The following is a 24662-nucleotide window of genomic DNA, read 5'->3' on the forward strand; positions in this document are numbered from 1 at the left end:
AGTCGAAACCGCTTCGTGGTCCGGCATGATTATGACGTTTTACATCTCTAGTACTTGAGGGTTGCCCAGGATGAGCGATAAGGAAGTTAGTCTAGTTCTTCGGCTCGAAGGCGGAATTGCCGACGATGGACTACTTGATGTATATGATGCAGCAAATACTATTTACGGGTTGGCTCGAGCAGTAAATCTCGTGTCCCATTCATTTGCGAACGACGAAGAAGTTAGAAAGAAGAACCAAAGTGCTCAGGGGGCAAAAGCGTTCATTCACTCGTCAAAAAAGGGATGTTTTGAAGAGCAAGTTGATATTAGGTTTGATAAGAAAGTAGTTCAGAAAATTGGCCATTCAGTGCTGGCTAATACTTTTTGGGATTATCTGAATTGGACATGGCATGCGTCGGTTGGGTTTTCTTATGAGCCAAAAACGGCACAAGTAATAAGGATTGCGGAAAGTAATGATCTGTTTATTTATGAAATAGCAGATGCGCTAGAGGGGCCGATGCAATTAATTCACAGGGCTATTTCATACGACAATACAATCAAGGCTTTTCTTTACCGTCCGCGAGTTGGTGATGCTCTGGAGCTGACCTCTGGTACATTGGATTATGTGAGTATTCGAGAAGAGCAAACGCAGCATGAGTACATGCTCGGCAACATCACCAGAGTAAATGTTCTTAGTCAATTTGGTCGGCTTTTTTCTGACGAAGAGGGACGCGTAATTTCGTTTGAGCTAGCCAATCCTGACGACAAGCGTGTGAGAGGACTGGCCCTCAAGTCTATGCAAGAGCACAACGAGGGTGAGACCGGAAAAATGCACCTCAAGGTAACGAAGATAGTTAGCGCTCAGGGGGTGGTTAAGCGCTACATCGTTCACGATATTTTAGAAAACAACTAAATGTCGCTTCCCGAACAGTATTGCACTCCTGTATTACGCGTGTGCCGCACCATGCAGGAATGGGCTGTTTACTGGCAAGCGGTTGGGGTTGTTGCTGCAATTGTTTTTGGTTCGTTTGGTCTTTACAAGATCTATCATGAGCTTCGCCGACTTAACGAACAACGAGAAAAAGATGCCAGTGACAAGGAAACAGCCGCACGCCTCAAGCGAACCGAGTTCTTTCTGTCGCAACATCGTCGATTATTTGACGACAAAGATTTATTTGAAGTCTTGTGTCTCATTGATGGTGATAATGCACGTCTAGCCAATAAAAAAATGTGGGACAAGAAAAGAAAGTTGCTTGTTTTTTTTGAGGAAATAGCTCTTCTTGTTAGGAGTAATCAAATCGAAAAGAATGTGGCCTTCTATATGTTTGGCTACTACTCTCTATGTGCTAGATACGGAAGTAATTTCTCAAGGGGGATTAATCCTTCAAGAGAGCATTGGGCGTTGTTTTATGAGTTTTCAGATGGTGCGCAGATTTTTCTAAATGAAAATGTAGATGGCCCTTCGGATGATATGTTTCTGTGATTTGCGGCGTGTATGGCTATGTGTTACATGGCTGGCTTGATGGTTTTGCTGCTCGCTGCTTATAAGGCGCAGGAGTGTTAAGGGTTTAAAGTGGATGCTTGTATATACTTAGCATTTTGAGTGCCAGTCAAATAAGGAAAGACAATATGTATATAAAAAGCTTCGAAGTAATCGGCCTTTTTGGGCGCGAAGAGCCAGTCCGACTCGATTTCAATCGAGACCTAAACATTGTCACGGGTAGGAATGGAGCTGGGAAAACGAGTGTTCTCAAGCTAGCTTGGTACATAATGAGTGGCAATATTTTACAGGCACTTAAAGAGGTTGACTTCAAAAAGGCTACGCTTGAGACGTCTGACTACAGTTGTACGGTCTATCGCTTATCTAGAATGACATGCCGTATCGATTGGCGAGACTCGGAGGGGGTAAGAACATTTGAAGATGTCGTAGATGAAGTCGGCGACATAGTTTCCAACGCGGAAGACCAAGCAATCCATCGGCTTATGTCGATCGGCTCATCTGTATTTCTTCCAACCTTCCGCCGAATCGAGGGTGGGTTTACGCTGAGCGATCGAAGCAATGCACTATCACGAGCCAAGAATGACATTGAGGAATCTCTAATCGCATTGTCCAAGCGACTAACGAACGATAGTCATGTTTTCGTGGCTGCATTGAGCACTGTTGATGTCGTCAATCTCTTAGTTCGGCAATACACCGATCTTTCGGAGGAGTACAACAAGCTTCAGCAAACAACCTCTCAAGATGTGATTAACAAGATAAAGGCATACAAGCGTGAAGCAGGAGATACCGACAAGCTAGATAGTGCGAACCAGCTCTTGGATGACATTCGCACCGAGATTGAAGGCATGGAAGGCTCCCGCGAGGAGATCATGCGCCCTCTGGAAGCGGTCCGAGGGTTGGCGATGCGCCTGTTTCGCCATTCCGGCATCAAGCTTGGCCGTCTAAGTTTTGGTGATGCAGCAAGCGCAGTTAATTCTGATGCGCTGTCGGCCGGCGAAAAGCAGATGCTTAGTTTTATTGCGTACAACGCCTTCTATCGCGATGCGGTTTTCCTTATTGACGAACCAGAGCTCAGTCTTCATGTCGATTGGCAGCGCCAGCTGTTTTCGATCTTAATGAGCCAGCAGACCAGCAATCAATTTGTAATAGCCACTCATTCTCCCTTTATCTACAGCAAGTATCCCGATAAGGAGCTTCTGATAGATGCCTCGCGTGGCGATGAGGATTTATAATCGTGGCCATTCGACAAATTTCAAAAGCACAGCCAACAGTAGATGAGATGGTCGCTCTTTTGAAGAAGACTGACCTACCTACTGTCGTATGTGAAGGCTCTGATGATCTCATTGTCTACCGACGCCTCGAAGAGCGCCTGAGTCACATTGGTGTCTCGGTCCTGCCTGCGGGGGGTAGAAAGAATGTGCTTCAAATATTCGACAGGCGCAGTGAAATTCCGTCCTCTGTACGGCTTGCATTCATTGCTGATCGGGATACATGGATTAATACTGCGGTTCCTGATGCATATAAGACCCCAGTGCTCTGTCTCACCTCGGGGTATTCTATCGAGAATGACGTCATTGCTGACGGGGCGCTTGAAGGGCTTTTAGTTGGCCCTGAGGTGGCAAGATACAAAGCGGAGCTTAACGACTTTCTCGACTGGTATGCGCTAGCACTTGATCGCCATTTGGCGGATCAATCTAATCCCATCGCACTACATCCCGAGCGCGTGCTGAGCCTCGCAGAGAGGCCTTCCCTTATGGAGCTTCGTGCCGGGGAAACGTACCCAGCCCCCCTTAGAGCCTCCCTGTCTTCTGAGTACGGCATGCTTGTTCGGGGGAAATCGTTGTTGTCGCTTCTGGTTCGCAACACTAATACTCGCATCGGCCAACCGAAACACACGGACAAGGCGTTGTTGGAGATCGTTGCTGCTCGCCCGGGGGAGCTATTGACTAGGTTGAGTGATGAAGTTGTGGCCGCTCTCGCACCACTTTTGCACCAACCCGAATGACACAATGCCTAACCTTTCCATCGAGAGGGGGCCTTAGCAAGCCGGCCACCGCATCTCGCAACAAGTAATAGCTGTCGTGATTGTGCGCCACCTGTTTCGGGGGCATACGCGAATTGGTGGAGCCGGTGCATGTTTCCCTTTCGCATTATTGGTATTAAAGCCCTGACAAGGTACTCCGTTCGTTTGGGCAGGGGAATTACGCCTCGCGTGCATTTTTTGGCTATCCGACGGGTGATGCTTGGGGCATGAAATGAGCAATTCAGCGGGTTGCTGCGGCTGTATCGCTTCGAGCGCGTGACACCTGTGACACGCAAGGCGTTGCGCGTGTCACGGATAAACCTGTTTCAAATCAATGGTGTGACACCTGTGACACGTGTGACACCGCGAAAAACAGGTGGGCGAGTGGGAGGAGGGCACGCAGGGACCAAGTGGTATTAAAGTCCTTCGGTTTTCCTCGGCGGTGCTGCTAACCGAGTTAGGGACTGGTATTGCGTATTTCGTTTTCGGATACGCCTATGTCCCGTAGAGGTGTCGCACGTGTCACCCGGCACGCTGATCAGGCTGCCTTGTCCTTGCGCAGCAGGATGACTTTGCCACCCTGTCCGGCGAAGTCATGCGGGGGAATGAACTGCGTTCGGTTGGCGTCGAGCCAGTCGGCCCACCACTGAACCATCAATCGACGTTGTGCCAGAAACTCGGCCTTGTGGGTGTAGGCGGCACGCACACCATTGCGCTCTTTGTGACTCATCTGTCGTTCGATGGCGTCTTCACTCCACAGGCCGGACTCCAGCAAGGCGCTGCACGCCATCGCCCGGAAGCCGTGGCCGCAGACTTCGGTCTTGGTGTCGAAGCCCATACGGCGCAGCGCCTGGTTCACCGTGTTCTCGCTCATCGGTTTGGATGCGTCGTGGTCGCCGGCAAAGACCAGATCGAAGCGACCGGTCAAAGGGCGAATGGCCTCTAGTACGGCCAATGCCTGGTGCGATAGCGGCACCATGTGCGGCTCGCGCATCTTGGCGCCGCGGTGTGAGTGTTTTACTCCTTCGATTTCGGTGCGGCTGGCCGGTATTGTCCAGATGGCCCGGTTGGTGTCGATCTCGTCCCAGCGCATGAAGCGCAGCTCACTGGAGCGGACGAAAGTCAGCAGGGTAAAGCGTAGTGCGTGCTTAGTGAGGATGCGCCCGCCATCGTTCTCGACGCGCTGCAACAGCTCGGGGATGCGCTCCAGAGCAAGGGCAGGGCGGTGAGTGGCTTTGCGGACCGCGAGTGCGCCGGTCATATCACGGGCCGGGTTGGTATCGATCAGGCAGGTCTGGACTGCATAGCGCATGATGCCGTCGATGTGCTGGCGTAGCCGGCTGGCCAGATCGAGCGCACCGCGTTCTTCCACCTTGCGCAGGGGGGCAAGCAAGTCGCGAGTGTTCAGGTCGGCAATGGCCCGGTTGCCGATGGTAGGAAAAATATCCGCTTCTAGTTGTGAAGGTTCAATAGGTTGTTTCGGGTGTTCACCCGGAGAAGTTCTGCGAGACTGGAAATCGCCAACCCCCCAGTCACAGAACAAGACACCGGATGAACACACATAAGAATGCCCGACTGACGTATCTGCGTCGCCTGGAAATGGTTCAGGACATCACCGAGCATGGTTTGTCGACCGCGGCGGCGGCGGCACGCCATGGCGTAAGCGCGGTCACCACCCGCAAGTGGCTGGGCCGCTATCTGGTCGGCGGCGCGGCTGCCTTGCTCGACAAATCCTCGCGTCCCGAGCGCTCGCCACGTGCCATTGCGCCCAGCGTTGCCCTGACGATCATCGAATTGCGTCGCAAGCTGTTCCTGCAGGCTCGCATCGCAAGCTATATCGGCGTGTCCAAAGCAACCGTCAGTCGCGTGCTGCGACACGCAGGGCTATCGCGGTTAAGCGACCTGCAGCCCGCAGAGCCTGTGCAGCGCTACGAGCGCGAAACGCCCGGCGAACTGCTGCACGTCGACATCAAGAAGCTCGCCCGCTTCGAGCAGGTCGGCCATCGCATCACCGGCGATCGTCGCCAGAACAGCCGAAACAGCGGCTGGGAATATCTGTTCGTGGCGATCGACGACCATAGTCGCATCGCCTTCACCCGACTCTACCCCGACGAGCGCCGCGCCAGCGCCATCGACTTCCTGCGTGCGGCCAACGACTACTTCAAAACGCTGGGCGTACCGCTCCAGCGCCTGATCACCGATAACGGGCCCGCCTTCCGCTCCCATGACTTCGGCCGCGTTTGCGTTGAACTGGGCATTAAGCAGAGGTTCACCCGCGCCTACCGACCGCAAACCAACGGCAAGGCCGAGCGCTTCATCCAGTCCGCGCTGCGCGAATGGGCCTACGGCCAAACCTATCAACACTCGGATGAGCGCGGCGCAGTCCTGAGGTATTGGAATCATTATTACAACTGGCACCGTCCGCATCACGGCATCGGCTGCCACGTGCCCATGTCCCGTCTCTCAGCAACGAAAAACAACGTCTTGACTCTTCACATCTAGTCGGCCCAAGATTCTGCGTGCGTGGTCAGGCGTCCACTTGCCGGCGTTCTTGGTGTGCCAGTCACGGGCGATGGATTCAAAGTTGTTTAAGGTCGAGTTCGCCTCAGCCTGTTTGGCTTGGCGCTTGTGTTCAACCGGGTCAATACCTGTTGCGAGGAGGGAGCGGGCCTCGTCGCGTTTGGCGCGAGCCTCTGATAGTGACAATGCCGGGTAGTCGCCGAAAGCGGTCAGGCCCGGTTTGCCACTGGGCTTGCTGAACTTGAAGCGCCATGATTTGGTGCCGTTGGCCTTCATGAGCAGAAACAAGCCACCTCCATCGAATAGGGAAAAATCCTTGTCGCGTGGCTTGGCGTTGCGGCAATCGGCATCGGTCAGGGGCTTGGTTGTGCGTGCCATAGGTATACGATTTTCAAATCGAATCAGCGTATCCCTAAACGTATACCTAAAGATGCTGGATGTGAACGGACTTAGTTGGATTCCCTTGGACGCAAAAAACCCCCGAAAGCTAGGCTTTTCGGGGGTTCTCTGGACTTCCTAGGACGCCCTAGGAAGGATGACTGGTGCCCGGGGTCGGACTCGAACCGACACGCATTGCTGCGGGGGATTTTGAGTCCCCTGCGTCTACCATTTCGCCACCCGGGCAGGCAAGGGCGGGATTATCGCCGAAGCGTCGACCGACGGCAAGTTCAATCCGCGGCGTTCTTCAGCGCCAGCGCGCGCTCGTACAGCCGGTTGCGCGGGGCGCCGGTGATCGCCTGCGCCAGCGCGACGGCCTGCTTGAGCGGCAGCTCGGCGACCAGCGGGGCGAGCACCGTGTCATGCGCGGTGTCGTCGGTGTTTTCGACCGGCACGGCGGCATCGACGACGAGGACGAATTCGCCGCGTTGCTGGTTGGTGTCCTGCTTGACCCATTCGGCCAGTTCGCCGAGCGTGCTGCGGCGGATGGTCTCGAAGGTCTTGGTCAGCTCGCGCGCCATCACCACCTGGCGATCGTCACCGAACACGGCGACCAGGTCATCCAGGCAGTCGACGATACGGTGCGGCGCTTCGTAATACACGGTCAGGTAGGGCAGGCCGGCCAGCGGCGCGAGCGCGTCGCGGCGCTGTTTCGGTTTGGGCGGCAGGAAGCCGTAGAACAGCGCATGCGGGCAATCGAAACCGGCGGCCGACACGGCGGCGGTCAGCGCGCTGGCGCCGGGCACCGGCACCACCGGGTAGCCGGCCTTGTGCACCGCGGCGGCGAGCACCGCGCCGGGGTCGGAGATGCCGGGGGTGCCGGCGTCGGAGATCTGTGCGACCGATTCGCCGGCGGCCAGCCGGGCGATGATGCGTTCGGCCATGGCGCGTTCGTTGTGTTCGCGCAGGCTGACCAGCGATTTCTGGATGCCGAAATGCCGCAGCAACTGGCCCGAGACCCGGGTATCCTCGGCGGCGACCACGTCGACGCCGGCGAGCACGTCGAGCGCGCGCTGGCTGATGTCCCGCAGATTTCCGATGGGCGTGGCCACCACATATAATGTAGCCCGGGCTACCTGGTAAGGATCGTGATGCACATTCAGGCTCCATGGCGCGTTTTGCGCCGGATTGGGCACGGCGGCGGCCGTGGATTGCGGGCGCTACTATACGGCGCGCTGCTGGCCGGTGTCAGTACCGGCTGCGCGACCAGACCCGCGCCGGTCGCCTCGCAACCGACGCCCGCGCCCGCCGTGGTGGCGCGTCCGGCGCCGCCGCAGCCGGCGCCGGTAGAAATCACGCCGCTGCCGCAGGAGCCGGTGGCCGAGGCGCCCGCGAGCCACGATGCCTACATCGCGGTGCTGCTGCCGGCGGCAACGTCGAGCAAGGCGCTCAAGCCCGCGGTCGACCAGATCATGGACGGCGTGATCAAGGGCGCGCGCGTGTTCGGCCACGGCAACGAGCCGCCGCTGCGCGTGTTCGAGACCACCGACCAGGACGATGACGTGCTGGCGCAGTACAACAAGGCGATCGACGGCGGTGCCGCCGCGGTGATCGGCCCGCTGACACGCAGCGCCGTCAACTATCTGGCCGACAACGGCCGTTTCCCGGTGCCGGTGATCGCGCTCAACAGCTTCGACGGCCGCACGCTGCGCCGCCCCAACCTGTACAGCTTCAGCCTGTCGGTCGAGCAGGAGGCCAGCGAGGTCGCGCGGCTGATGAACGAGAACGGCGTGCGCAATCCGCTGATCCTGATCGCCGCCAACCCCCTGAGCCAGCGGATGAGCCAGGGCTTCGCCGCGGCCTGGCAGGCGCTCGGCAACCCGGCGCCGCAGGTGGTCGATGCCGGCAATGCCACGCAGGGGCTGGCCGGGCTGCGCGCGCAGATCAATGCCAAGGGCGCCGACGCGGTGTTCCTCGCCACCGGCTTCAAGCTGGGCCGCAAGGTGAGGCCCTTCATCGGCAACGATCTGCCGGTGTATGCAACGTCGCAGATCAACCCGGGGCCGCTGCCGGCGACCGCGATCGCCGATCTGAACGGCGTGCGCTTCCTCGACATGCCGTGGCTGGTCAACGCCGACGATCCGTATTACGCGCTGTTCGCACGGGCGCGGAGCAATTCGAACGACTACGAGCGCATGTTCGCGCTCGGCGTCGACGCATGGCGGATCGCCGCCACGCTGATCCACGCGCCGGGGCAGCCGGTGTCGTTCGACGGCATCACCGGCCGGCTGAAGCAGCGGACCGACGGCGTGATCGAGCGCCGCCTGCTGCCCGAACGCTTCGGTGAAGGCGACGCCGTTCCGTCGGCGAGCGAGGGCACGACCCCGGACGACGGTGCCCCGATCCTCTAGCCCGCCCGGCGAGCGCGGGGCCGCGGCCGAAGCACGGGCCGCCGACTACCTGCGCGAGCGCGGGCTCGCCGTCGTGGCGCGCAACTGGCGTTGCCGTCGCGGCGAAATAGACCTGATCTGCCATGACGGGAACACGCTGGTGTTCGTCGAGGTCAGACAGCGTGTTTCCGGCCGCTTCGGCGGCGCCGCGGCCAGCATCACCCCGGCCAAGCAGGCGAAACTGGTCGCCGCGGCGCAGTCCTATCTTCTCGGCGTTTCGCCCGTTCCGCCGTGCCGCTTCGACGCGGTGTGCATCGACGGCAACGCCATTTCCTGGCTCAAGCACTGTATCGAGGCCTGACGCAGTCGGGCCCGCTGTAACAAAGGCAAGCAAATGGATTTACTGCAAAGGGTGCGCAAGCACTTCGAGGAAAGCGTCACCACGCAGCAGATGGTGATGGAGATTCTGGGCCCCAGCGTCGGGCTCGCGGCCGAAAAGGTCGTGCAGACGCTGATTTCGGACGGCAAGGTGCTGGCGTGCGGCAATGGCGGCTCGGCTGCGGTGGCGCAGCATTTCGCCTCGGCGATGGTCGGGCGCTTCGAGCGCGAACGCCCGGGGCTGTCGGCGGTGGCGCTGACGACCGATTCGTCGGTGCTGTCGGCGATCGCCAACGACTACGACTACGATCTGGTGTTTTCGAAGCAGGTGCACGCGATCGGCCGCGCCGGCGACGTGCTGCTGGCGATCTCGGCCTCGGGCAATTCGGCCAACGTCGTCGCGGCGATCAACGCCGCGCACGAGCGGCAGATGAGTGTGATCGCGCTCACTGGCAACGACGGCGGCCAGATCGGAGACTTGCTGGTCGGCGACGACTTGCACCTGTGCGTGCCGGCCGAACGCACCGCGCGGATTCTCGAAGCGCACATCACCCTCGTGCACGCACTGTGCGACACGATCGATTACATGTTGTTGGGAGGCGAGTAAATGAAGAAGTCCCGTATCGTAGCCGCGGCGCTGGTCGCGTCGCTGTCGTTGTCGGCCTGCGTGCCGATCGTCGTGGCCGGTGCAGTCGCGGTCGGCGCGATGGTCGGATCGGACCCGCGCCGCGCCGAGACGATCAAGACCGACTTCGACCTCGGTGCCCGCATCAGCGCCAAGATCCTCGACGCGTACAAGGACAGGGCGCACGTCAACGTCAACACCTACAACGGCATCGTGCTGCTGTCGGGCGAGGTGCCCGACGCGGCGGCGCAGCAGAAGCTGACCGAACTGGCGCGCACCGAGCCGGGGCTGCGCAAGCTCTACAATGAAACCGTGGTGGCGCCGGTGTCGGGCAGCACCGACCGGCTCAACGACACCCAGCTGACCGCCCGGGTGAAGACGTCGATCCTGACCAATGCCGGCGACAGCGGTGCGCTGCACCTGATGGTCGTGACCGAGCGCAAGGTCGTCTACCTGATGGGGATTTCCCGCGCCGACATCGCCGACCAGGCCGCGCGTGCCGCGAGCATGGTCGACGGCGTCGCGCAGGTGGTGAAGCTGGTCGAATCGAACCCGGTCGGCCCGGCCGACGAGGCCTTGCGCAAGTAAGTCCCGCCGGGGGCGCCGCCGATCCCGTTCGCAGGAGGAACGGTGATGAAGGGTGTCCTCGCGCTGCTGGCCGCTTTACTCATCGGCTGCGTGCCGCTGATGCTGGCGGTCAAGCTGCTTGAGGTCGGTGTCGTCGTCGGCACCGATCCGCGCCCGCTTGCGGTGATCGGGTCCGACCTCGAGCTGCGCAGCCGGCTCGGCAGGGCGGTCGATGCCGAGTTTGCCGACACGGCCCATGTCAGCGTCAACGCCTTCGGCGGCGTGGTGCTGCTCAGCGGCGAGGTGCCCGACGCGGCCGCGCGGCAGCGGCTGCTGGCACTGGCCGCCGCCGACCCGGGGGTGCGCCGGCTCCACGACGAAACCGTGATCGCGCCGCCGTCGAGCCCGGCCGAACGCGCCACCGATGTCCGGCTGACCGCACAGGTCAAGGCCAGCATCATCGCCTACGCCAGCGACAGCCTCGATGCGCTGCACCTGATGGTCGTGACCGAGCGTCGCGTCGTCTATCTGCTCGGCCGTACCCGGCCGGCGTATGCCGCGCATGCGGAAATTGCCGCGAAACTCGTCGGCGGCGTCGAGCGCGTCGTGCTGCTGGTCGATACCGGCGTCCGGCCGGAAGCGCCCGCGGCACCGGCGTCGCCGGACCCACCCGAACCGCCCGATACGCCGGTGGGTTTATCGCCTGTGCATCACCTTCCGATACCGGCGTTCGGGGCCGTGCCTGACGATGGCCCGGCTGCTGGGCGCGGCCAGTGCCCCGGGGGCACTTCCTGCCGGAGGCAAAGTGGCGCAACGGTGCGGGCAAGGTAGATGAAGCGCAGGCAGGCGTACGGCATCGAGTACAACGGCGCCGGCAGGTTTTTGTCGGGCGCGTTTTAGAGCAGCGGCGCGATATCCCTGGCGATCATCGCCGCAATCGCCGGTTGCGCCGCGGCGACCGGGTGCAACTGGTCGGGCTGGAACCAGTCCGGCCGGTTGATCACCGGCGCCAGCAGGAAAGGCGTCAGCCCGGCACGGTACTGTTTCGCCAGCGCCGGATACATTGCGGCGAAAGCACGCGTGTAGTCGGGGCCGTAGTTCGGCGGCATCTGCATGCCGACCAGATGGACCCGGGCGCCGGCCTTCTGCGCAGCGGCGATCATCGCGCCGAGATTGCTTTTGGACTTGGCGACCGGCAGCCCGCGCAGCCCGTCGTTGGCGCCGAGTTCGATGATCACGAGCTTGGGCTTGTGGATTTTCAGCGCCTGCGGGAACCGGGTGAGGCCGCCGTCGGTCGTTTCTCCTGATACGCTGGCGTTGACGACGGTGTACGGCTTGCCCTGGCGTGCCAGATCGGCCTCGAGCCTGACCGGCCACGCCTGGCTGGCGGCGATGCCGTAGCCGGCCGACAGACTGTCGCCGAACACCAGCAGCACCGGTGCCGCTGCGCTGGCCTGCAGCGCAATGCTGCAGAACACCGTAAGCTGGAGCACTGCCCGCCACACCTTGCCCATCTGGTCCCTCATGCCTGCTCCCCAATCGGTTCTTGAATGCATTCAACTCGGCAAGCGCGTGGCGCTGGCCGATGGTCCACTTGACCTCCTGAGCGAGATTTCGTTCGCGCTGCCCGAGGGCGACAGTCTGGCCATCGTCGGCGCATCCGGCTCGGGCAAATCGACCTTGCTCGCGCTGCTCGCCGGCCTCGACCTGCCCACGAGCGGCAGCGTGGCGCTGGCCGGCACCGATCTGGCGTCGCTCGACGAGGACGGCCGGGCCCGCTTGCGCGGCCGGCTGGCCGGCTTCGTGTTCCAGTCGTTCCAGCTGCTGCCCGAACTGACCGCGCTCGAGAACGTCATGCTGCCGCTCGAACTGGCATCCCGCAAGGGGGCGCGCGACATCGCCGCGGCCTGGCTCGAACGTGTCGGCCTCGGCAAGCGGCTGGCGCACACGCCGCGCACCTTGTCGGGCGGCGAGCAGCAGCGCGTTGCGCTGGCGCGGGCGTTTGCGACTTCCCCGCGCATCCTGTACGCCGACGAGCCGACCGGCAGCCTCGATACGCATACCGGCGAGCGCATTGCCGAGCTGCTGTTCGAGCTGAACCGCGAAACCGGCGCGACGCTGGTGCTGGTCACGCACGACGAAACGCTGGCGGCGCGCTGTGGCGCCAGGCTGAGGCTCGCCGCAGGCCGGGCGGTTGAACAGACCGGATTTGCCGCATGATCGCGCTGCGCCAGTTTCGCCGGGGTCTTTCCGCCGGCGACTACCGGACGCTGATCGCCGCGCTGGTCGTCACGATCGCCGCGCTGACCGCTGTCGGCCTGTTCGCCGGGCGGATGGCCGGGCTGCTCAATACCGAAGCGAACAATCTGCTCGCCGCCGACGCGGTGCTGACCGCCGATCACCCGATCCCGCCGCGCTTTGCCGAATCGGCGCGGGCGGGCGGGCTGACCGTCGCGCAGACGCTGGCATTTCCGAGCATGGCGGCCAAGGGCGATGCGGCGGTGCTGACCAGCGTCAAGGTCATCGAAGGCGCATACCCGCTGCGCGGCAAGCTGTGGCTGGCCGGGCGGGACGCATCGACGGTCGGCGCACCGCCGGCAGGGTCGATCTGGCTCGATCCGCGCCTGGCCGACCGGCTCAAGCTGAACGTCGGCGACACGCTGCGCCTCGGCAGCAAACAGTTCAGCGTTGCCGCGCTGATCGAGCGCGAGCCCGATGGTGCGCTCGATTTTGCCAGCCTGCAGCCGCGGCTGATGATGAATGCCGCCGACCTTGGCGCCACCGGGCTGGTCGGTTTCGGCAGCCGGATCAAATACCGGTTGCTGGTCGCGGGCCCGCCGCAGGCGGTCGCCGCCTGGCAGCAGCAGGCCCGCAGTGCACTGGCGCGCGGCGAACGGCTCGAGGATGTGCGCGAGGCGCGGCCCGAGGTCAAGACCGCGCTCGAACGCGCCGAAACCTTCCTGCGGCTGGTGACGCTGCTCGCGGCAACGCTGTCCGGCGCGGCGGTGCTGCTGGCGGCACGGCGCTTTGCCGCGCGTCGTGCCGACGCCGTTGCGCTGTACGTGACGCTTGGCGCAACGCGGTCGCAGATCCGGGGCATCCTGCTCGGCGAGCTGTTGCTGCTGTTCGTCTTCGGCGCGCTCGCCGGCGGGCTGTTCGGCTGGTTTGCCCAGGAAGTGCTCGGCTGGGCGGTGCGCGACCGGCTGCCGGCACCGTTGCCGCCGGGCTCGGTCTGGCCGTGGCTTGCAGCCTGCGGCTTCGGCTTCGTGCTGCTGGTCGGCGTCGCCGGGCCGGCGCTGCTGCGGCTGGCGGCAACACCGCCGGTCCGCGTGCTGCGGCGCGAAGCCACCGCACCGCACCGGCTGTGGCTGACGCTGGCGCTGACCGGCATCGCCACGGCAGCACTGTTCGTCGGCGTGGCCGGCAATGCCACGCTCGCGGCCATCGTCGGCGCCGGCATCGCCGGTGCGCTGCTCGTTGCCGGCATGCTCGGCTGGCTGCTGCTGCGGCTGTTCGGCCGTTTCGCCCAGGGCTTTGCCGCACGGATCGCCGTGCGCCAGTTGACCCGCCGGCGCTGGCTGGCCGCGGCGCAACTCGGCGCGCTGGCGGTCGGCCTGCTCGGGCTGTGGCTGCTGACCGTGGTCGAACGCGACCTGCTCTCGGCGTGGGAGAGGCGGGTACCGGCCAATGCGCCGAACCAGTTCGCGTTCAACATCCAGCCGCATCAGGCGGCATCGTTCGACCAGGCCTTCGTCGACGCTGGCCTTGCCGCGCCGACACTGCAGCCGATGATCCGCGGCCGCTGGAGCGCGCAGAACGGCAAGCCGGTCGATCCGAAACGCTACGCCGACGACCGGGCGCAACGGCTGGCCGAACGCGAGTTCAACCTGTCGTGGGGCGAAACGCTGCGCGCCGACAACCGGCTCGATGCCGGCATGCCGCTCGACGACGCGAAGCCGGGTTACTCGGTCGAGGCCGGACTGGCGAAGACGCTCGGCATCCGGCTCGGCGACACGCTGAGTTTCGACGTCGCCGGCACCCGGGTGAGCGCGCCGGTGGTCAACCTGCGCACCGTCGACTGGGATTCGTTCCGGGTCAATTTCTTCGTCGTCGGCACCCGTGCGCTGTTCGCCGAACAGCCGGCCAGCCTGATCACCAGCTTCCACCTGCCCGCGGCGCGGCGCGACGTCGTTGCACGCTGGTCGGCACAGTTCCCGAACGTGACCTTCATCGACGTCGGCGAAGTGCTCGGCGAGGTCCGGCGCGTGCTCGAACTGGCGTCGAGCGCCCTGCGGCTGGTGTTCGGCTTCTGCCTCGCCGCCGGGCTGACCGTGCTGCTCGCCGCACTCGAAACCACCGCACCCGAGCGCCGGCGCGAGGCCGCGGTGATGCGCGCGCTCGGCGCCAGCCGGGCGCAGATCACCAAAGTGCAATGGATCGAAGGTGCGGCGATCGGCGCCACCGCCGGGCTGGTTGCCGGCGTCGCCGCCAGCGTCTCGGGCTGGCTGCTGGCGCGCGAAGTGCTCGAGCTGAACGTGCCGTGGAACTGGCAACTGCCGCTGCTGAGTCTCGGCACCGGCCTGCTGCTGGCAGCGCTGATCACCGCGTGGGAGCGGCGCCAGCTGTCGCGCGCGTCGGCGCTGCGGCTGCTGCGCGATCCCGGGTGAGATGGCGGGCTGCGCCGGTGATTCGACGGCGTATCGAACCACCGGATCAGCGATTGCGCTCGTACAGCACGTCCGGGCAGCCCTCCTCGTTGCCGCTGCCATCGGACTCAGCGATCGCCACAAAGCCGAAGCGCTCGTAAAACCGCCTTGCACCGTGGTTGGCCTGGAAGGTATGCAGCCGCACCGGGCCGCTTGCGCCGTCCAGAATCCGGTTCAGCAGCGCCGAGCCGATCGCCCGTCCCACCGACGCCGGCCGAACGTACAGCTGGTCGATCCAGAACACGCCGTCGGCCGTGGAGACACTGACGAAGCCGCAAATCTCGCCGTCGACCTCGGCCACCGTGGTGCCGCCGGCCGGCAACAACACATGCCGCAGCCACGCCCGGACGGCTTCGTCCGGATGCGCCAGCGGTGCGTAGGCCAGAAAGGCCTTGCGTGACGCGAGGTAAACCCCGGCAACGGCGTCGGCATCGTCCGGGGTGGCGGGGCGCAGCACCGGTGCGGGAACGCTCACGGCTCAGTCCGACGCGGCCGGCGCATGGCAGACCACTTCGACATTGTGGCCGTCGGGATCGAGCACGAAGGCCGAGTAGTAATCCGGGTGGTAGTGCGCGCGAATGCCCGGCGCGCCGTTGTCGCGACCGCCAGCGGCGATGGCCGCGGCATAAAACGCCCGCACCTGTGCCCGGTCCGGCGCGCTGAAAGCGACATGCACCGGCTGGATATCGGCCGCATTGCCACCAATCCAGAAATCCGGCTTGGGCAGCGCGCCAAACCCCGCAAAATCCTTGCTGCCGCTCACCGCCTTGGGGAGGTCCATCAACAGCACATAGCCGATCGGCGACAGTGCGCTGGCATAGAACGATTTGCTTTGCTCGAAATTGCTGACGGTAATGCCGACGTGATCGATCATTTTCTGCTTCCCTTGGAGGCAAGGGGCGCGGGAATGTCTGAACGTTTGACGTGAGGGGCGGCCGGAGCCGAAGGCGGAGGGAACCCAAAGCGCAGCTTTGGGACGTCCCTCTTGACGGAATTGTTAGGCATTTCGGATGCTCGACAGCATTGAGTCTTCCCAGTCTTTCAGCCACACCATAGCTTTGGGGTTCGCAAAAAAGTCCCTGATTGAGGTGGCGTATGTCTCGCCATCTTCAATATCTGAAGCCTCAAAGAAAGAAATTGCTTCTGCCACGCCAGGACCAACGAAGAACATGGGTTCTAGCTCACCAATATCCATGTAGTGGTCTACTAAACCCGGACACCCATTTAAGGCGAGAATGCTCGCCATGAAGAGGTGCCTGATGACCAAACAACGCCGTTCGTTTTCCCCCGACTTCAAGCGCAAGGCCGCGGCTCTGGTGCTCGACCAAGGGTACAGCCACGTCGAGGCCTGCCGCTCGGTCGGCGTCGCCGAATCGGTGCTGCGTCGCTGGGTTCAGCAGCTGCAACAGGAACGTCAGGGCATCACGCCTCAGAGCAAGGCCATGACGACGGAGCAGCAGCACATCCAGGCGCTGGAGGCACGTATCGATCGCCTTGAGCGCGAGAAGGCCATTTTAAAAAAGGCTACCGCGCTCTTGATGTCGGAAGGGATCGAACGTACGCGCTGATCGAGCAGATCGGCCGGGATGAACCGCTAGCCTTGCTCTGTACGCTGTTCGAGCTGCCGAGATCCTGCCTGTATGCTTATCGAGCACGCTGCCAACGCGTAGATACCGAACGCCACGCGCAACGTCGCCGGGTGCATGAACTGTTTGTCGAGAGCCGCAGTTCAGCGGGCAGCCGCAGCATCATGGGCATGCTGCGCGAGCAAGGCATGACGCTGGGACGGTTCAAGATCAGCCGCTTGATGGCGGAGCTGGGACTGATCTGCAAGCAACCGGGTGCGCATGCCTACAAGCGGGCCACGGTGGAGCGGATCGACATTCCGAACCGCCTGGACCGGCGTTTCGTGGTGGACGGGCCGAATCAGGTCTGGTGCGGCGATATTACTTATGTCTGGGTGCAAGGTGGCTGGCATTACCTAGCGGCGGTGCTGGACCTGTTTACGCGCCGTGTGGTCGGTTGGGCGTTCTCATCTCGGCCGGACGCAGAGTTGGTGGTGCAAGCGCTCGAGATGGCCTACGAACAACGTGGCCGGCCGCAAGGTCTGCTGTTTCACTCCGACCAGGGTGGCCAGTACGCCAGTCGCAAGTTCCGCCAGCGGCTGTGGCGCTACCGGATTGGGCAGAGCATGAGCCGACGCGGAAACTGTTGGGATAACGCGCCGATGGAGCGGCTGTTCCGCAGCTTGAAGACGGAGTGGGTGCCACATGTGGGTTACATGACGGCGCAGGAAGCGCGCCGGGACATCAGTCATTACCTGATGCATCGGTACAACTGGCTGCGGCCGCATCAGTTCAATGACGGACTGGCGCCGGCCGTGGCGGAAGAAAAGCTTAACGCAGTGTCCGGAATGAGTTGACCACTACACCATGTTTAGATGATCCGCTTGGCACAGAAGGGGCAAGTCTTCGGTCCTTCCCATGCGGTAGATCAGAAACGCACACTGAAAGATACCTTCAGAGAAGGTGCCGTCGTCGGTCGCCTTTCCGTCCCAGAGAGCATTTCGAAACTCGATTTCCCTCAGAAAAGATTCCCTGATGATTTCGCAAAACGGCAAACCACGTTGCTCTAAGAGAATTTTGTAGAAGACTTGTCTGCCTTCTGGCATGCCAAGGACGGCCTTGATCTCAGAGGTAAGCGTAACGCCGTTTTGTTGGAAGTTTGCGAGAGCTTGCTCAGCATTCATACGGGCTATGCCTAACGTTTGAATTAACGGGCGGGCGTTAGCCCGTCCCGGTTGAATGAAGTGTTAGGATCAAAAGTAGCCCATGCAACCCCAACCTTGCGGAAATGTATAAGTGCAAGAATTAATGCCGGGCCTGTAATATTTGAAAGATAGTTCATAAACCTTTCCTTTTGAGAAGTACTTAAGGGAGGTGTTGTGTTTTTCGCTCGAAATATCTGGTAGTTTCGCAAGGTATCGTGGAATAAGAGCTTCTAAGTCGGTTGGATATGAGCCATTATCTGCGTGAAATTTCTCAAGTGCTTGAATCAGGACGGGGAGATTTTTGAACGCTTTCAAAGAAGCTTCTCCTTCTCCCGGAGGTTCTTGCCAAGGGTTCATAGGGCTGAACCAGACAGCGATAAAAATAGCTACTGCACATACCGCAAAGGCTATGAGCCAACGCATGCGTTGATCCTAACGTTTGGTTAAGGGGCCGGCTTTAGCCGGTCCCGAGTGAGCGAAGCGAACGACTTGAACCATTTGTTAGGTTTCCTCCCGGACCTCAGGTACTAGCTCGTGGAGCTTTGCATTAATTGAGTGGCTGATTTTGCTAATTGGGAGGCGAACACTCTTAAGCTCGGAAGCTGACATGCGCATAGGTGGCAGTGCTTCAATTGCGCTGGGTTTGTCATTAAAAAATATTGGCCTAACTTTTCTCTCGATGAGGTCGGTGTGTGCATAGATTTTGTTTCTTAGAGAGAGCAGCGATGAGTGAAGATCCTTTTCTTCAGGCGTCAGATTTTGTAGGAGTTTTGCTGGAAACCTAGGATATCCCCTGCTTTCTGTGAATGGTCGACCATACGCCACAACCATAGCTGTCATATACGCGCCTTGATGCAGGTAGCTTTGCCAGCGAGCTTCCCATGGCTCAAAATGTAAGGCTTTGTCTAGTAGATGCTGTGCAAAGAATGCCGCCTGACTTAAGTCCTGCTGTGAGACATATAGAATCTGGTAAGTAAGGAGCACGTTCTTTTGGCGCGACATGGCTTCCAAAAAACCTAACGTGGTGTATGCACCATGGTGCATAAAAAAATATCGCGACAACTGTCGGATAACACAGCCGACAGTCGGCATCTCTGGTGCTTTTGAAGAACGAATGTTCTATATCTTCCAGCAAGGATACGCTCTGTCGGGAGATTGGCCATGTATTTGGACATGTCGGATAACTCTGCAAACACACCGCGACCGCGCTTGCTCGTGCAGGTGAGGGATTGCCTGCGCTACCGTCATTACAGTCTGCGAACCGAGAAAGCTTACATCTACTGGATAAAATACTTTATCAGGTTTAGCGGGTTACGCCATCCGCAGGAAATGGGGCGACAGGAGCTGGTGTGTTTTCTGACTCACTTGGCCGTGGAGCGCGACGTGTCGGCGTCGACGCAAAACCAGGCGCTGTCGGCTTTGCTGTTTCTGTACAAGACGGTTCTGGAAGTCGATCTGCCTTGGCTTGAAGGCTTTGAGAGGCCGAAACGGCCGGCGCACTTGCCGACGGTACTGGGCGTGGCCGAGGTGGAGCGCTTGCTGGCGCAGATGCAGGGCACGACGGCGCTGGTGGCGCGCCTGCTCTATGGCACCGGGATGCGGGTGCTGGAGGCCTTGCGTTTGCGTGTCAAGGATGTGGATTTCGAGCGCGGGCTGGTGGTGGTGCGCGATGGCAAAGGCAACAAGGACCGGGTGACCATGCTGCCCCGGTGTCTGGAGGCGCCGCTGAAGGCCCATCTGCTTGCGGTTCAGGCGCAGTTTCAGGCCGATCTGGCGACCGGGCGGGCCGGCGTGGCGCTGCCGCATGCCTTGGCGCGCAAGTATCCTGCGGCAGAACGGCAGTGGGGGTGGCAGTACGTGTTTCCCGCCGCCGGTTTTTCGGTCGACCCCTTGTCCGGGGCGGTGCGTCGGCATCATCTCGATCCGAAGCAATTGCAGCGGGCCATCCGCAAGGCGGCGCAGGCCGTTGCGCTGGTCAAGCCGGTTTCGCCACACACGCTGCGCCATTCGTTCGCCACGCATCTGTTGCAGTCGGGCGGCGATATCCGCACCGTGCAAGAGTTGCTGGGCCACAAGGATGTCTCGACCACGCAGATCTACACGCATGTGCTGGACCGGGGCGGGGTGGGCGCGGTCAGTCCGCTGGATCGGCTACCGCAGCACGGGTGACGCGGCGCTCAGCCGGCGCAGGCCGCTTCGACGGCTTTCGGATCGGTGACGAAGCGGTTGCCGTTGCCCTGGATCGCGGCAATGCGCCGGTCGCGGGCGGTTTCCCAGCCGTCGACGGCATAGGCCCTGGCCCAGGCGCACATCAGCTGTTTCTCTTGCCGGCTCATCGTCAGGCCGTAGCGCTCGTACATGTACAGGTAGGTGCGTCCGATGCGGCCGCGGACTTCCTCGCGCGGCTGGGCGCGGCGCTGCTGGAAGTCGACGATGGTCTGGCACTGGCCGTACATCGCTACCGGATTGCGCGTCCACGCGCCGTAGCCGAAGTTGCTGCGGTCGCCATTGACCTCGCCGACCGAGGGCACCAGGTTGACGAGATCACCCTCGGCGGTCTGGAACACCGGATCGCTGCCGGCGCACTGCTTGCGGCCACCCTGCTGCCAGCACTGGCGCTGGTGGCCGAGGTTCCACGCCGGAACGATGTGCTCCCACTCGATCCGTGCCGCGCGTTCCGGGTTCTTGCGCGGTTTGAAGCCGCACGAGGCCCAGTCGACCTGCTTGCCGGCGTAATCGCAGCCGCAGTAGAACTCCTCGCGCAGCTCGCCGGTGAAGATGCGCGGCAGCACGCGCTTGGCGTTGGCGAAATCTCGGTGGCCGACATCGCTTGGCCGCGTGACCAGCGGCATCGCGCCGGTATCGGACGAATCGGCCGGTGGCGATTGCAGCAGCCGGTCGCCGAGCTGGGCGAGCGCCTTGGTCACCTCGTGGCGGGCGATTTTCTGCAGCTCTTGCTGGATGTCTTTGGGAAGGTCGTCGCCGCAGCCGGTAAGGCCGACGGCGAGCAGGGCTGGGAGCAGGTAACGCATCGGCGGCATTCTTGCCGCCGATGCGCCGGCTTGCCATGTGAATAAGCCCTTGTCAGCCGGCGGGGCCTTTGCTCCGCGGCACGGCAGGGCCTGGGGCGGTTAACGCCTCAAGGGCTGCCGGGTGCGAATCCTGTGCAGCGGTGCCGGCAAGGCGTATGAAACGTCCCACGGGGGCTCCCTGCGGTCGCAACAGTACGAGTCGTACGGCCAGTGAGTACAACGCAGCCGGCAGGGTTTTGCTGGCTGCGATTAGACGCGGACCATCGGCGTGCCCTTCAGCGCGGAGACGTCGCGGCCGCCGGCGTAGCTGATCGACGACTGCAGGTCTTCCTGCAGCTCGACCAGCAGCTTTTCGATGCTGCCCTTGTACGGCACGAGGATCTTCTTGCCTTCGACGTTCACGTACGCGCCCTTGTTGTGCTCGGACGCGCTGCCGAAGTATTCCTTGTAATGCTTGCCGTCGATCTCGATCAGCCCGCCGGCCGATTCGTCGTAGCCGGCGAACAGCGAGCCGGCCATCACCATTGCCGCACCGCAGGCGAGCGCCTTGGCGATGTCGCCGTGCTCGCTGATGCCGCCGTCGGCAATCACCGGCACCTTGACCGCGGCGGCGCAGTCGAGCGTCGTCGACACCATCGGCCGGTGGAAGCCGGTCTTGTTCTTGGTGATGCAGACGCGGCCGCCGGCGATGCCGGCCTTGATCGCGTCGCAGCCCCAGCTTTCCAGATCACGCGCGGCTTCCGGCGTGGCGATGTTGCCGCCGATCAGGAAGCTGTCCGGAAACAGCTTCTTCACGTGGCCGATCATCCGCTCGGCCTTCACGCACCAGGCATTGGCGATGTCGAGCGTGATGTACTCGGGCTTGACGCTGGCGGCGCGCAGCTCGTCGAGCTGGGCGTAGGTGTCGTCGTTGACGCCGATCGAGATCGACGCGAACAGCCCTTCGTCGTGCATGCGGCGGCAGAACGCCACCGGGTCGACGTTGAAGCGGTGCATCGTGTAGAACCAGCCGCGGCTGGCGAAATGGCGGCAGGTTGCCTCGTTGATCACGCTCTTCATGTTCGATGCGTAGACCGGCATCGTGAAGCGGCGCGGGCCGAACTGGACCGAGGTATCGCACTCCTTGCGGCTGTCGACGACGGTTTTCTGCGGCACGAGGTAGACGTCGCCGTAGTTCAGTTCGGGGGTGATGGTGACGATGGACATCGGGTGTATTCCTCTCCGTTGGCATGTGCCGGGTGTGCGCCGGCCCCGCACGCCGAAACGAAGTTCGAGCGCGCAGACTGCGTGTTGAAAAAAACGGGGGCCCCAATAAAAACGGGAGCGGCGTGCCGCTCCCGTTTTTCATAAAAAACTTGCAGAAATCCTTGCGCCATCAGCCACTTAGGGGCTGAGCACAACGGTTCAAATCTAGGCCGCATCGGCGCCGAAGTCAACCCTGTTCGGTGTGGGCCATGCACGTCGCTGACCCAGATCAAGGCCTGCGGACTGCGGGCCGCGCGGGCTGAACGGATACCTGCCGGAATGGTCGTCGCGGCTAGGGCACCGCCTTCCAGCTGCCGTCCGGGTCGAAGCGCGCCATCCGTTCGGCAACGCTGGCCGTGCTTGACCCGAGGTTTTTCTCGAAGACGGTTCCGTCTTGGTTGACGATGAAGGTCATCACGCCGGAAACGCCGTACTTTGCCGGCCAGGCGACAAGTGCGAAGCCGCCGAGCATTTTGCCCTGGGCCATGTAGTCGTATGCGCCGCCCTTGGCATTCGGCCCCTGGGCCGACAGGACCCTGTAGTAGTAACCGTGGTAGGGCGCGCCGGCCTGCTTCGCCGTCTTGCCGTAGCCATGCCGTGCCGCATCGGCGAACAGCGGGCCGAGCGGGCTGGCTTCGCCGGTTTCGCCGGCGGGCCAGTACAGGCCGTCGCGCTCGCCCTCGGTACTGACGATGCGCCGGGCGTAGTGCAGCAGGCCGGCCCGGTCCGGGTCACGGCGGAAGTATTCCTGCTGCGCATCGACATAGGCGAGTGCGGCCTGGATGGTGGCGTTCTCGTTCCGGCCGATCCGGCGGTTGATCAGTTCTTCGCGCCCCGCGGCCACGTCGAACTGCCATTGGCCCTTGAGCTTGCTCAGCGGAATCGGGAAGGGCCAGCGCTTGTCGCCGACCACCAGCGTCGCACGGTTGTCGGCGCCGATTTCGATTTCGTGATGTGCCTGGTAGGCGGTGGCGAACTGCTCCCGGTTGTACCGGTCGGCGACCGGATCGCCGGAGTCGATCAGCGGCCCGGCCTTGCTGCCGAGCACCTGCAGCATCGCCGCCTGCTTGCCCGACTGGACCGCGGCCTGCAGCGCCGCGGCGGCGGCGTCGGGCGTGGCGTAGCGGCCGGTTGCACCGGCGATCAGCGGTACGGCGAGCAGGGTCGCGGCTGCCAGCCAGGACGCCGGCCGCAATTTCAGGAAGTGTTTGGCAGGCATGGGTGCGGCTCTCCGGTTAGCGGCGTCCGCCGCCACGGCCTGGGACCGGGCGGCTGATCTGGCCGCGGCTCGAGGCACCGCGCAGGCTGTCCTGGCGTGCCATGCCGCCGCGATCCATCTGGTTGAACGAGTGGTCGCGCTGGCCGGCGAAATCGCGACTGGGGCTGCGGTCGGTCGACGTCCGCCGGTCCGCCGCGCCGCGCTCGAAGCCGCCCTGAGACGAGGTCCGTGCGTCACGCGTCCCGGTCGAGTGCTGCCGGTTCTGCCCGGTACCGGGGCGCTCGCGCAGCGATCCCTTGTCGACGTTGCCGAGCTGGCCGCGCTCCTGGTCGGCGCGGCCGCGGAACGCTTCGCGGCTGTCGGCGCCGGTGCGGTTGCCGCGGTAGCGCTGCTGGGTGGCGTTGTCGCGGTACTGCACGCCGCGACGGTGGTCGACGTTGTGGTTCCAGTTGCTGTTGCTGATGTTGGTACGGTTGAAGTTGTTGTAGCGGTTGACGTTGATGTTCACGTCGCCGCGGCCCCAGTTGCAGCCGCCCCACAGTGCCGCGCCGACAACGACGCCGGCGGTGAACGAGAAGAATGCCGCGCCGGCGACGTAGCCGGGCGGGTACCAGTAATACGGCGTGTAGGCCGGATACGGCCACGGCCCGTAGACCACGGTCGGGTTGTAGGTCGGGACGTAGACGACTTCGGGCTGCGCCGGCTCGATCTTGATCACCGTGGTGCTGCCGCTCGAGTCGGTGCTGACGGTCTGTTCCTTGCCCGACTTCAGGTTGCCCTGCGCCTGTGCCTTGGTGCGCAGCCGCTGCGCAGCGTCGAGCACGTCCTTCTGCTGGGCGAGGAAGGCATCGCCGAGCTTCTGCGTCCAGTCGAGCTTGTCGTTCATCATCTGCAGCACCTGCGGGAACGCGGTCAGCGATTTGACGCTGGCATCCCAGCCCTGCTTCTGCAGCGCATCTTCGAGCGCCTTGTCCTTGAGGTTCGGGTTGGCCTGGCGCCAGCGCTGCGCTTCGACGACCTCGAGCGGATACGTCGATGCCATCAATACCTGGGCCAGCAGCGAATCGGGGTAGAGCGCGATCGGGGCAACGAGCTGTTCGAGTTCTTCCGGCTTGAACGGCGCCGGCGCGGTCTGGCCGTCGGCGGCATTCGCCTGACCGCCGAAGACGAGCAGCACGACGAACAGCAATGCACGCATCAGTGCTTGCATCGTTCCTCCTTCGAGGCGGACGAAACGCGGGGGAGATGCCTTACCTTAGTTGCTGGTCGTGATCACTACAACGCGAACGCCGCACCGGGGCGACGGCCGACACGCGCGTCCGGCGTGCG

General features: G+C 62.3%; 28 protein-coding genes and 1 tRNA gene. 14 read left to right on the forward strand and 15 right to left on the reverse strand.

Annotation, left to right across the window (positions count from 1 at the left end; genetic code table 11):
• Window positions 1-70 precede the first annotated feature (70 nt).
• The 4 genes from BJP62_RS18510 (at window position 71) to BJP62_RS18515 (ending at window position 3485) form a co-directional block, all read left to right on the forward strand.
• A complete protein-coding gene (locus BJP62_RS18510) occupies window positions 71-892 on the forward strand; it encodes a hypothetical protein (RefSeq protein ID WP_145927217.1) in 822 nt (273 codons plus the stop codon).
• Entirely contained in the window at window positions 893-1462 is a 570-nt protein-coding gene (locus BJP62_RS18140; RefSeq protein WP_083300943.1) for a hypothetical protein, read from the forward strand.
• A 146-nt stretch (window positions 1463-1608) separates the two neighbouring features.
• The gene (locus tag BJP62_RS14785; protein ID WP_070530809.1) at window positions 1609-2712 is read left to right on the forward strand and encodes an AAA family ATPase; all 1104 of its coding nucleotides are present in this window, start codon (window positions 1609-1611) and stop codon (window positions 2710-2712) included.
• 2 nt (window positions 2713-2714) lie between these two features.
• On the forward strand, window positions 2715-3485 hold the full coding sequence (locus BJP62_RS18515) for a hypothetical protein (protein ID WP_145927218.1): 771 nt from the start codon (window positions 2715-2717) through the stop codon (window positions 3483-3485).
• A gap of 556 nt (window positions 3486-4041) precedes the next feature.
• On the opposite strand, the gene BJP62_RS14795 is transcribed toward BJP62_RS18515, so the two are convergent.
• Window positions 4042-5064, reverse strand: coding sequence for a tyrosine-type recombinase/integrase (locus tag BJP62_RS14795; RefSeq protein ID WP_083300944.1), 1023 nt, complete (start codon window positions 5062-5064; stop codon window positions 4042-4044).
• Here BJP62_RS14795 and BJP62_RS14800 point away from each other — a divergent pair.
• Window positions 5055-6005 carry an IS481 family transposase gene (locus BJP62_RS14800; protein WP_070529791.1) on the forward strand — a complete coding sequence of 317 codons (951 nt, stop codon included), beginning with the start codon at window positions 5055-5057 and terminating at the stop codon, window positions 6003-6005. The two genes, BJP62_RS14795 and BJP62_RS14800, sit on opposite strands and share 10 nt — an antisense overlap.
• On the opposite strand, the gene BJP62_RS18145 is transcribed toward BJP62_RS14800, so the two are convergent.
• From BJP62_RS18145 to rsmI, 3 genes are all read right to left on the reverse strand, one after another.
• A complete protein-coding gene (locus BJP62_RS18145) occupies window positions 5967-6401 on the reverse strand; it encodes an integrase arm-type DNA-binding domain-containing protein (RefSeq protein ID WP_083300945.1) in 435 nt (144 codons plus the stop codon). The two genes, BJP62_RS14800 and BJP62_RS18145, sit on opposite strands and share 39 nt — an antisense overlap.
• A gap of 162 nt (window positions 6402-6563) precedes the next feature.
• Window positions 6564-6647, reverse strand: a tRNA-Leu gene (locus BJP62_RS14805).
• A gap of 44 nt (window positions 6648-6691) precedes the next feature.
• Window positions 6692-7516: a 16S rRNA (cytidine(1402)-2'-O)-methyltransferase gene (gene rsmI, locus BJP62_RS14810; protein ID WP_070530812.1), complete on the reverse strand. Its 825-nt coding sequence runs from the start codon at window positions 7514-7516 to the stop codon at window positions 6692-6694.
• A gap of 36 nt (window positions 7517-7552) precedes the next feature.
• Here rsmI and BJP62_RS14815 point away from each other — a divergent pair, with 36 nt between their 5' ends.
• From BJP62_RS14815 to BJP62_RS14835, 5 genes are read left to right on the forward strand one after another with little or no spacing between them, the layout of a single operon-like run.
• Window positions 7553-8812 carry a penicillin-binding protein activator gene (locus BJP62_RS14815; RefSeq protein WP_083300946.1) on the forward strand — a complete coding sequence of 420 codons (1260 nt, stop codon included), beginning with the start codon at window positions 7553-7555 and terminating at the stop codon, window positions 8810-8812.
• Entirely contained in the window at window positions 8796-9152 is a 357-nt protein-coding gene (locus tag BJP62_RS14820) for a YraN family protein (protein ID WP_070530816.1), read from the forward strand. The genes BJP62_RS14815 and BJP62_RS14820 overlap by 17 nt, the downstream gene beginning before the upstream one ends.
• 33 nt (window positions 9153-9185) lie before the next feature.
• Window positions 9186-9776 (forward strand): phosphoheptose isomerase, encoded by a 591-nt coding sequence (locus tag BJP62_RS14825; protein WP_070530817.1) that lies wholly within the window; start codon window positions 9186-9188, stop codon window positions 9774-9776.
• On the forward strand, window positions 9777-10382 hold the full coding sequence (locus BJP62_RS14830; protein WP_070530823.1) for a BON domain-containing protein: 606 nt from the start codon (window positions 9777-9779) through the stop codon (window positions 10380-10382). It abuts the gene before it with no gap.
• 45 nt (window positions 10383-10427) lie between these two features.
• On the forward strand, window positions 10428-11192 hold the full coding sequence (locus BJP62_RS14835) for a BON domain-containing protein (protein ID WP_070530825.1): 765 nt from the start codon (window positions 10428-10430) through the stop codon (window positions 11190-11192).
• 65 nt (window positions 11193-11257) lie between these two features.
• Here BJP62_RS14835 and BJP62_RS14840 read toward each other — a convergent pair whose 3' ends face one another.
• The gene (locus tag BJP62_RS14840; protein ID WP_083300947.1) at window positions 11258-11887 is read right to left on the reverse strand and encodes an arylesterase; all 630 of its coding nucleotides are present in this window, start codon (window positions 11885-11887) and stop codon (window positions 11258-11260) included.
• Between BJP62_RS14840 and BJP62_RS14845 the strand changes: the two genes are divergently transcribed.
• Window positions 11886-12581 (forward strand): ABC transporter ATP-binding protein, encoded by a 696-nt coding sequence (locus tag BJP62_RS14845; protein WP_070530830.1) that lies wholly within the window; start codon window positions 11886-11888, stop codon window positions 12579-12581. The two genes, BJP62_RS14840 and BJP62_RS14845, sit on opposite strands and share 2 nt — an antisense overlap.
• Window positions 12578-15028: an ABC transporter permease gene (locus BJP62_RS14850; protein ID WP_070530832.1), complete on the forward strand. Its 2451-nt coding sequence runs from the start codon at window positions 12578-12580 to the stop codon at window positions 15026-15028. Before BJP62_RS14845 ends, BJP62_RS14850 begins: the two co-directional genes overlap by 4 nt.
• A 46-nt stretch (window positions 15029-15074) precedes the next feature.
• Here the strand turns inward: BJP62_RS14850 and BJP62_RS14855 are convergent, their stop codons facing one another.
• From BJP62_RS14855 to BJP62_RS14865, 3 genes are all read right to left on the reverse strand, one after another.
• Window positions 15075-15542, reverse strand: a complete 468-nt coding sequence (locus BJP62_RS14855) for a GNAT family N-acetyltransferase (protein WP_070530834.1) — start codon at window positions 15540-15542, stop codon at window positions 15075-15077.
• Window positions 15543-15545: 3 nt separating this feature from the next.
• Window positions 15546-15941: a VOC family protein gene (locus BJP62_RS14860; RefSeq protein ID WP_070530836.1), complete on the reverse strand. Its 396-nt coding sequence runs from the start codon at window positions 15939-15941 to the stop codon at window positions 15546-15548.
• A 123-nt stretch (window positions 15942-16064) separates the two neighbouring features.
• Entirely contained in the window at window positions 16065-16313 is a 249-nt protein-coding gene (locus tag BJP62_RS14865; protein ID WP_070530837.1) for a hypothetical protein, read from the reverse strand.
• Between the two features lie 13 nt (window positions 16314-16326).
• Between BJP62_RS14865 and BJP62_RS18150 the strand changes: the two genes are divergently transcribed.
• Window positions 16327-17489, forward strand: a protein-coding gene (locus BJP62_RS18150; RefSeq protein ID WP_145927081.1) for an IS3 family transposase whose coding sequence is annotated in 2 segments (ribosomal slippage) — window positions 16327-16582 and window positions 16582-17489 — 1164 coding nt in all. Because the reading frame shifts where the segments join, the coding sequence is not laid out codon by codon here.
• A 3-nt stretch (window positions 17490-17492) separates the two neighbouring features.
• Here the strand turns inward: BJP62_RS18150 and BJP62_RS14880 are convergent.
• From BJP62_RS14880 to BJP62_RS18525, 3 genes are all read right to left on the reverse strand, one after another.
• Entirely contained in the window at window positions 17493-17816 is a 324-nt protein-coding gene (locus BJP62_RS14880; protein ID WP_070530839.1) for a hypothetical protein, read from the reverse strand.
• A 69-nt stretch (window positions 17817-17885) separates the two neighbouring features.
• A complete protein-coding gene (locus BJP62_RS18520) occupies window positions 17886-18260 on the reverse strand; it encodes a hypothetical protein (RefSeq protein ID WP_145927219.1) in 375 nt (124 codons plus the stop codon).
• Between the two features lie 78 nt (window positions 18261-18338).
• Window positions 18339-18839, reverse strand: a complete 501-nt coding sequence (locus BJP62_RS18525) for a hypothetical protein (protein ID WP_145927220.1) — start codon at window positions 18837-18839, stop codon at window positions 18339-18341.
• Window positions 18840-19010: 171 nt separating this feature from the next.
• Here BJP62_RS18525 and BJP62_RS14885 point away from each other — a divergent pair, with 171 nt between their 5' ends.
• Window positions 19011-20006, forward strand: coding sequence for an integron integrase (locus BJP62_RS14885; protein ID WP_205701030.1), 996 nt, complete (start codon window positions 19011-19013; stop codon window positions 20004-20006).
• Between the two features lie 8 nt (window positions 20007-20014).
• Here the strand turns inward: BJP62_RS14885 and BJP62_RS14890 are convergent, their stop codons facing one another.
• The 4 genes from BJP62_RS14890 to BJP62_RS14905 all read right to left on the reverse strand — a co-directional run bounded on the left by BJP62_RS14890 (window position 20015) and on the right by BJP62_RS14905 (window position 24543).
• Complete coding sequence (locus tag BJP62_RS14890; protein WP_083300948.1) at window positions 20015-20869, reverse strand: endonuclease; 855 nt, start codon at window positions 20867-20869, stop codon at window positions 20015-20017.
• A 249-nt stretch (window positions 20870-21118) separates the two neighbouring features.
• Window positions 21119-22075 (reverse strand): GMP reductase, encoded by a 957-nt coding sequence (locus tag BJP62_RS14895; RefSeq protein WP_070530843.1) that lies wholly within the window; start codon window positions 22073-22075, stop codon window positions 21119-21121.
• A gap of 331 nt (window positions 22076-22406) precedes the next feature.
• Entirely contained in the window at window positions 22407-23333 is a 927-nt protein-coding gene (locus BJP62_RS14900) for a DUF2950 domain-containing protein (protein WP_070530845.1), read from the reverse strand.
• 16 nt (window positions 23334-23349) lie between these two features.
• Window positions 23350-24543 carry a DUF3300 domain-containing protein gene (locus tag BJP62_RS14905; RefSeq protein WP_070530847.1) on the reverse strand — a complete coding sequence of 398 codons (1194 nt, stop codon included), beginning with the start codon at window positions 24541-24543 and terminating at the stop codon, window positions 23350-23352.
• Window positions 24544-24662: the final 119 nt, after the last annotated feature.

The organism is Jeongeupia sp. USM3, from assembly GCF_001808185.1.
GTDB lineage: Bacteria > Pseudomonadota > Gammaproteobacteria > Burkholderiales > Chitinibacteraceae > Jeongeupia.

Excerpts from the sequence above, each read along its gene's own strand:
- BJP62_RS18510 (WP_145927217.1), top strand. The coding sequence starts at position 71 with ATGAGCGATAAGGAAGTTAGTCTAGTTCTTCGGCTCGAAGGCGGAATT.
- BJP62_RS18140 (WP_083300943.1), top strand. The coding sequence starts at position 893 with ATGTCGCTTCCCGAACAGTATTGCACTCCTGTATTACGCGTGTGCCGC.
- BJP62_RS14785 (WP_070530809.1), top strand. The coding sequence starts at position 1,609 with ATGTATATAAAAAGCTTCGAAGTAATCGGCCTTTTTGGGCGCGAAGAG.
- BJP62_RS14800 (WP_070529791.1), top strand. The coding sequence starts at position 5,055 with ATGAACACACATAAGAATGCCCGACTGACGTATCTGCGTCGCCTGGAA.
- BJP62_RS18145 (WP_083300945.1), bottom strand. The coding sequence starts at position 6,401 with ATGGCACGCACAACCAAGCCCCTGACCGATGCCGATTGCCGCAACGCC.
- BJP62_RS14815 (WP_083300946.1), top strand. The coding sequence starts at position 7,553 with ATGCACATTCAGGCTCCATGGCGCGTTTTGCGCCGGATTGGGCACGGC.
- BJP62_RS14825 (WP_070530817.1), top strand. The coding sequence starts at position 9,186 with ATGGATTTACTGCAAAGGGTGCGCAAGCACTTCGAGGAAAGCGTCACC.
- BJP62_RS14830 (WP_070530823.1), top strand. The coding sequence starts at position 9,777 with ATGAAGAAGTCCCGTATCGTAGCCGCGGCGCTGGTCGCGTCGCTGTCG.
- BJP62_RS14835 (WP_070530825.1), top strand. The coding sequence starts at position 10,428 with ATGAAGGGTGTCCTCGCGCTGCTGGCCGCTTTACTCATCGGCTGCGTG.
- BJP62_RS14845 (WP_070530830.1), top strand. The coding sequence starts at position 11,886 with ATGCCTGCTCCCCAATCGGTTCTTGAATGCATTCAACTCGGCAAGCGC.
- BJP62_RS14840 (WP_083300947.1), bottom strand. The coding sequence starts at position 11,887 with ATGAGGGACCAGATGGGCAAGGTGTGGCGGGCAGTGCTCCAGCTTACG.
- BJP62_RS14850 (WP_070530832.1), top strand. The coding sequence starts at position 12,578 with ATGATCGCGCTGCGCCAGTTTCGCCGGGGTCTTTCCGCCGGCGACTAC.
- BJP62_RS14860 (WP_070530836.1), bottom strand. The coding sequence starts at position 15,941 with ATGATCGATCACGTCGGCATTACCGTCAGCAATTTCGAGCAAAGCAAA.
- BJP62_RS14865 (WP_070530837.1), bottom strand. The coding sequence starts at position 16,313 with ATGGCGAGCATTCTCGCCTTAAATGGGTGTCCGGGTTTAGTAGACCAC.
- BJP62_RS14880 (WP_070530839.1), bottom strand. The coding sequence starts at position 17,816 with ATGAATGCTGAGCAAGCTCTCGCAAACTTCCAACAAAACGGCGTTACG.
- BJP62_RS18520 (WP_145927219.1), bottom strand. The coding sequence starts at position 18,260 with ATGCGTTGGCTCATAGCCTTTGCGGTATGTGCAGTAGCTATTTTTATC.
- BJP62_RS18525 (WP_145927220.1), bottom strand. The coding sequence starts at position 18,839 with ATGTCGCGCCAAAAGAACGTGCTCCTTACTTACCAGATTCTATATGTC.
- BJP62_RS14885 (WP_205701030.1), top strand. The coding sequence starts at position 19,011 with ATGTCGGATAACTCTGCAAACACACCGCGACCGCGCTTGCTCGTGCAG.
- BJP62_RS14890 (WP_083300948.1), bottom strand. The coding sequence starts at position 20,869 with ATGCGTTACCTGCTCCCAGCCCTGCTCGCCGTCGGCCTTACCGGCTGC.
- BJP62_RS14895 (WP_070530843.1), bottom strand. The coding sequence starts at position 22,075 with ATGTCCATCGTCACCATCACCCCCGAACTGAACTACGGCGACGTCTAC.
- BJP62_RS14900 (WP_070530845.1), bottom strand. The coding sequence starts at position 23,333 with ATGCCTGCCAAACACTTCCTGAAATTGCGGCCGGCGTCCTGGCTGGCA.
- BJP62_RS14905 (WP_070530847.1), bottom strand. The coding sequence starts at position 24,543 with ATGCAAGCACTGATGCGTGCATTGCTGTTCGTCGTGCTGCTCGTCTTC.